This is a genomic window from Micromonospora sp. BL1 (assembly GCF_003667485.1).
Lineage (GTDB): Bacteria > Actinomycetota > Actinomycetes > Mycobacteriales > Micromonosporaceae > Micromonospora > Micromonospora tulbaghiae.
In genome coordinates, this window is record NZ_RCVK01000408.1 from 1 (window position 1) to 4,978 (window position 4,978).

Below are 4,978 nucleotides of genomic sequence, written 5' to 3' on the forward strand. Positions count from 1 at the left end.
TGCCGCAGCCGTTGTCCAGCTCGGCGTAGCTGAAATGCTTCGGCGTGCAGTCGCTGTCCTTCTGCAGGTCGTAGATCTTGGCGAACGTCTGCGGCCCGGCCACGCCGTCGGCGCGCAGCCCGTACGCGGCCTGGAAGCGCTTGACCGCGGCGGCCGTCTCCGGGCCGTACACACCGTCGACCCGGACGATCCCGCCGTACGCGGCCCAGCCGGCCACCCGGATCTGGAGCTGCCGGACCTCGGCGCCGGAGCTTCCCTGGGACAGAGTCCGCTTCCAGGTGTAGCAGCCGTCGGCGTGCGCCGGTGGCGCGGCCACGACTGTCGCCACGGCGGCCCCGGGCAGGGCCAGCGCGAACGCGACCGCCGCCCGCTTCAGGGTGTTGACGCGCACAGAGTCCTCCCGATGTCAGAGCGGAACTGGGATGGGACGGGCACATCGACCGGTACGTCCCGTCTCTCTCACCGTGACAGGTGCGAGGATTCTTCGTGGTGATTAGCCGAAATTGTTCTCACTTCGTCTGTTTGCTGGATATTGCCTGTGAATACTGCCTGTTTGCGTACGCGCCGCCGGGTGTCGCCCGTCGGAGGTGAGCGGTAACGTCTGCTCCCGGACCCGGGCGGCGACCTCGACGGGCGGGGAGGTGGGCGTTGGCGCGTGGCGGCGTGTTCTGCGTCGAGGGGCAGTGGCACCGCGACCTCAACGAACGAGGATCCGTCCTGCCCACGCTCGACCTGCTCGAACGGCTCGGCCGGATCCGCTACATCCACAAGGACGCGGCCACCCGCGACGAGCTGTTCTACTTCGTCGACCGGTGGCTGCTCAAGCAGTACGCGGATCACCGGGTGGGCTTCTTCGCCATGCACGGCGAGCCGAGCCGGCTCTGCCTCACCGACTGGGACTCGGTCGAGCTGTCGGACGTGGCCGAGCGGATGGCCGGCCGCTGCGAGGGCCGCCGCCTCTACTTCGGCAGCTGCTCGGTGCTGCGCGCCTCCGACGCCACGCTGCGCGAGTTCCTCGACGTCACCGGCGCGGCGCTGATCTGCGGCTTCACCCGCGAGGTGGACTGGGTCGAGTCGGCCGCCTTCGAGACCGTGCTGCTCGACGTGCTGGCCAACGGTCAGCGGCACAACGCCGCCGAGGTGCGGATGCGCTCGGCGCACTGGGCGCCGCTCGCCGCGTACCTCGGTTTCCGGGTCATCTACGCCAACGGCCGTGCCTGGCGGCCCTCGGCCCGCCCGCGCGTGCCGGAGCAGGTCACCGCGCAGCGGGCCGCCGGACGTCCGCGCTGAGATCGACCGGCGGGGCCTGGTAGAACCGAGGGCATGGCACGCAGCATCGCGAAGAACACCCGGGTCGACCGGGACGCCCTGATCGAGTTCCTCCGCCCCCGCCACCACGTCGTGCTCATGACCACCCGCTCCGACGGTCGCCCGCAGTCCTCCCCGGTGGCCTGCGGCGTGGACGCCGAGGGCCGCCTGGTGATCTCCACCTATCCCGAGCGCGCCAAGGTCGCCAACATCCGCCGCGACCCGCGCGTCTCCGCGTGCGTGCTCTCCGACGACTGGAACGGCCCGTGGGTGCAGGTCGACGGCGTGGCCGAGGTTCTCGACCTGCCCGAGGCGCTGGAGCCGCTGGTCGAGTACTTCCGCAGCATCTCCGGCGAGCACCCGGACTGGGACGAGTACCGGTCGGCGATGGTCGCGCAGGGCAAGTCGCTGATCCGCGTCACGATCGAGTCCTGGGGTCCGATCGCCACCGGCGGCTTCCCCGCCCGGCTGGCCGACTGAACCGATACGCGCCGGATCAGTACGCGACGGTGAACCGGGTGTTGCCGAACCGGGGATTCTCGATCTCGTCGACGATCGCCACCGCCAGGTCCTCGTAGGTGAGCACCGAACGGCCCTGCGCGTCGGTCACCGGGTGGTCGGTGCCGGTGCGGTAGTGACCGGTCCGCTCGCCCGGGTGGAACTCCAGCGGCGGCGGGGAGACGTACGTCCAGGTCACCCCGTCTGCGCTGGAGCGGTAGAACTCCAGCGCGTCGGCCTGGCCGTGCGCCGAGTCCCGGTACTCCTCCGGGAAGTCCGGCTCGTCCAGGTAGCGGGTGCCCTTCGGGGTGAGCAGCGTCGAACCGCCGCCGACGTGGATCACCCGCGGCGGATCCGGCACCTCACGCAGCGTGTCGACCAGCGTCCGCGCGGCGTCGCGCCACAGGTCCCGCTCGCCGCCGCCGATGGCCACCACCAGCACATCCGCATCCTCGGCCAGTTCGCGTACGCTCCGCGCCGAGGTCGCGTCGCCGGTCACCGTGCGTACGCCGGTGGGGAGGTAGCCGACCGCCTCCGGACGCCGCACCGCCGCTGTCACCCGGTGCCCCCGCTCGACCGCCTCGGCGGCGATCCGCGAGCCCGCCGTCCCGCCGGCGCCGAACACGACGATGTCGCTCATGCCTCACAGGCTAGGCAGCCCACCGGCGGGCGGCGGGGAGTTCCGCCGAACCGGCTCAGTCGACGATCGCCGAATAGACGAGCTGGCGAAGCTGGCCGCGCAGCGGATACGTGCTCGACGGCATCAACTGGGTGAACAACAGCGCGGTGACCTCCTCCACCGGGTCCACCCAGAACGCGGTGCTGGCCAGGCCGCCCCAGTAGAACTCGCCGACGCTGCTCGGCACGCGCGACGGCACCGGGTCCAGCACCACCGCGAAGCCCAGCCCGAAGCCGATCCCGTCGAGGATCGTCTCGGCGAAGCCCTCCGGCGAGAACGAGGCCAGATCCCGGTCGCCCGGCAGATGGTTGCGGGTCATGAAGCGCACCGTGCGCGGGCCGAGCAGGCGCACCCCGTCCAGCTCGCCGCCGCGCAGCAGGAACTGGGTGAACCGGTGGTAGTCCGCCGCGGTGGAGACCAGCCCGCCGCCGCCGGAGTGCCAGGTCGGCTCCGCCAGCGCGGCCCGGCCCACCCCGTCGGCGCGTACCGCCTGGCCGGTGGCCGGGTGCGGCGCGTAGAGAGCGGCCAGGCGCTTCGCGTCCGCCGCGTCCACCCACCAGCGGGTGTCGGTCATCCCCAGCGGGCCGAGGATCCGCTCGGCGAAGAACGCGTCCAGCGACTGCCCGGAGATCACCTCGACCAGGCGGCCCAGCACGTCGGTGGAGACGCCGTAGTTCCAGCTCGTGCCCGGCTGGAACAGCAGCGGCAGCCGGGCCAGCCCGGCCGACGCCGCCGCCAGGTCCGCGCCCGCCGGCACGCCGAGGTCGAAACCCGCCGCCCGGTACAGGCCGTCGACCACCGAGACCTGGGCGAAGCCGTACGTCAGGCCCGCCGTGTGGGTGAGCAGGTGCCAGATCCGGATCGGCTCGACCGCCGGCACCGTGTACGGCTTGAGCACCGAACCCCGGTCGTAGACGCGCACGTCGGCGAACTCCGGCAGCCAGCGGCTGACCGGGTCGTTCAGCTCGAACCGGCCCTCCTCCCAGAGCATCATCGCCGCGACCGAGGTGATCGGCTTGGTCATCGAGTAGATGCGCCAGAGCGTGTCCGGCTCGACCGGCGTACCGGCCTCCCGGTCGCGCAGCCCGTACGTCGAGGAGTGGGCGACCTCGCCGCGGCGGCTGACGACGATCTGCCAGCCGGCGAGCCGGCCGTCGTCGACGTACCGGGCGAAGTGCTCGTCGATCCGCGCCAGCCGGGCGGGATCGAATCCGACACGGCCGGGGTCGGTGCTCACGGTGACACTCACGACGCGAACCTACCCGCAGGTACGGCGGCCGGGAAGTGTCACTACTGTCGGTGGCATGCCTGAGCCGGTCGAGGACGTCACCTACCGCCAGCAGGACTGGTACGCCGAGGAGCTGGCCGACCGGCACTTCGTGCGGTGCGAGTTCTTCCACGTCGACCTGACCGAGGCGGTCAGCCGGGGCGCGGTCTTCACCGACTGCGTATTCGGCAACGTCGCGTTCAACGCCTCCCGGCACACCGACTCGGCGTTCACCAGGTGCTCGTTCAGCAAGTGCAACCTCTTCGAGGCCGAGTTCACCGGCTGCAAGCTGGTCGGCAGCACGTTCGACCGCTGCGACCTGCGTCCGCTGCGGGTCGACCGGGGCGACTGGTCCTTCGTCACGCTCGCCGGCGCCGACCTGCGCGGGGCGCGGATCACCGACGTACGCATGCGGGAGGTCGACCTGACCGGCGCCGACCTCACCGGCGCGACGCTGACCGGCGCGGACCTGTCCGGCGCCCAGCTGCACGCCGCCAAGCTGATCCGGGCCGACCTGCGCGGCAGCGACCTGTCCTCGCTCGACCCGACGGCGGTGCAGCGTGCCGACGCGCGGATCGACGCCGAGCAGGCCGTGGTGCTGGCGCAGGCGCTCGGTTTCCAGGTCGGCTGAGTCCCCGGGTCGGTTCGGTCGCCGGGCGTGCTGGGTCGTCGGGCCGGTTGGGTCGTCGGGCCGGCCGGGCTGCCGGGCTGCCGGGTTGTCGGGTTGCCGGGTCGGCTCGGCCGGGAAAGATGCCGCGGCCTGTCAGGTTTTCCGGACACACTCGGGCGCATGACATGGTGGTCCGACCTGGTGGCGGCCGAGCCCGAGTTCGCGGCGCGGGTGCGCGCCCGCTTCGCGGTCCGCAAGCACGGCACGATGGCGACAGTGCGGCGGGACGGCTCGCCGCGGATCAGCGGAACCGAGTTCGACTTCGGTGACGACGGGCAGCTGCGGCTGGGCAGCATGGCCGGCGCGGTCAAGGCGCTCGACCTGCGCCGCGATCCCCGGGTGGCGCTGCACAGCCCGACCGAGGACGCCCCGCCGGACGACCCGTCCACCTGGGACGGGGACGCGAAGATCGCCGGCCGGGCGCACGAGGAGCCGCCCGCCGAGGACGGCTCGCACCGCTTCCGGATCGAGCTGACCGAGGTGGTGCTCACCCGGGTAGGCAACCCACCCGACCACCTCCTGATAGAGAGCTGGCACCCCGACCGAGGCCTACAGC

General features: G+C 72.1%; 7 protein-coding genes. 4 read left to right on the forward strand and 3 right to left on the reverse strand.

Translation table 11 applies throughout. The features are described from left to right. On the reverse strand, positions 1-391 hold a 391-nt coding region (locus EAD96_RS29895), incomplete at its 3' end, for a peptidoglycan-binding protein (RefSeq protein WP_147457958.1). Between the two features lie 257 nt (positions 392-648). Between EAD96_RS29895 and EAD96_RS29900 the strand changes: the two genes are divergently transcribed. Continuing rightward, on the forward strand, positions 649-1,290 hold the full coding sequence (locus tag EAD96_RS29900; RefSeq protein WP_091419014.1) for a hypothetical protein: 642 nt from the start codon (positions 649-651) through the stop codon (positions 1,288-1,290). 33 nt (positions 1,291-1,323) lie between these two features. Beyond that, entirely contained in the window at positions 1,324-1,788 is a 465-nt protein-coding gene (locus EAD96_RS29905; protein ID WP_030272926.1) for a PPOX class F420-dependent oxidoreductase, read from the forward strand. A gap of 16 nt (positions 1,789-1,804) precedes the next feature. Here EAD96_RS29905 and EAD96_RS29910 read toward each other — a convergent pair whose 3' ends face one another. Continuing rightward, positions 1,805-2,446, reverse strand: a complete 642-nt coding sequence (locus EAD96_RS29910; protein WP_120571428.1) for an NAD(P)-dependent oxidoreductase — start codon at positions 2,444-2,446, stop codon at positions 1,805-1,807. Between the two features lie 55 nt (positions 2,447-2,501). Then, positions 2,502-3,734 (reverse strand): serine hydrolase, encoded by a 1,233-nt coding sequence (locus EAD96_RS29915; RefSeq protein ID WP_121686585.1) that lies wholly within the window; start codon positions 3,732-3,734, stop codon positions 2,502-2,504. 55 nt (positions 3,735-3,789) lie between these two features. On the opposite strand from EAD96_RS29915, the gene EAD96_RS29920 reads away from it, so the two are divergent. After that, a complete protein-coding gene (locus EAD96_RS29920) occupies positions 3,790-4,383 on the forward strand; it encodes a pentapeptide repeat-containing protein (protein WP_121686586.1) in 594 nt (197 codons plus the stop codon). 159 nt (positions 4,384-4,542) lie between these two features. Next, positions 4,543-4,978: pyridoxamine 5'-phosphate oxidase family protein (locus tag EAD96_RS29925; protein ID WP_121686587.1), on the forward strand; the 436-nt coding region annotated here is incomplete at its 3' end.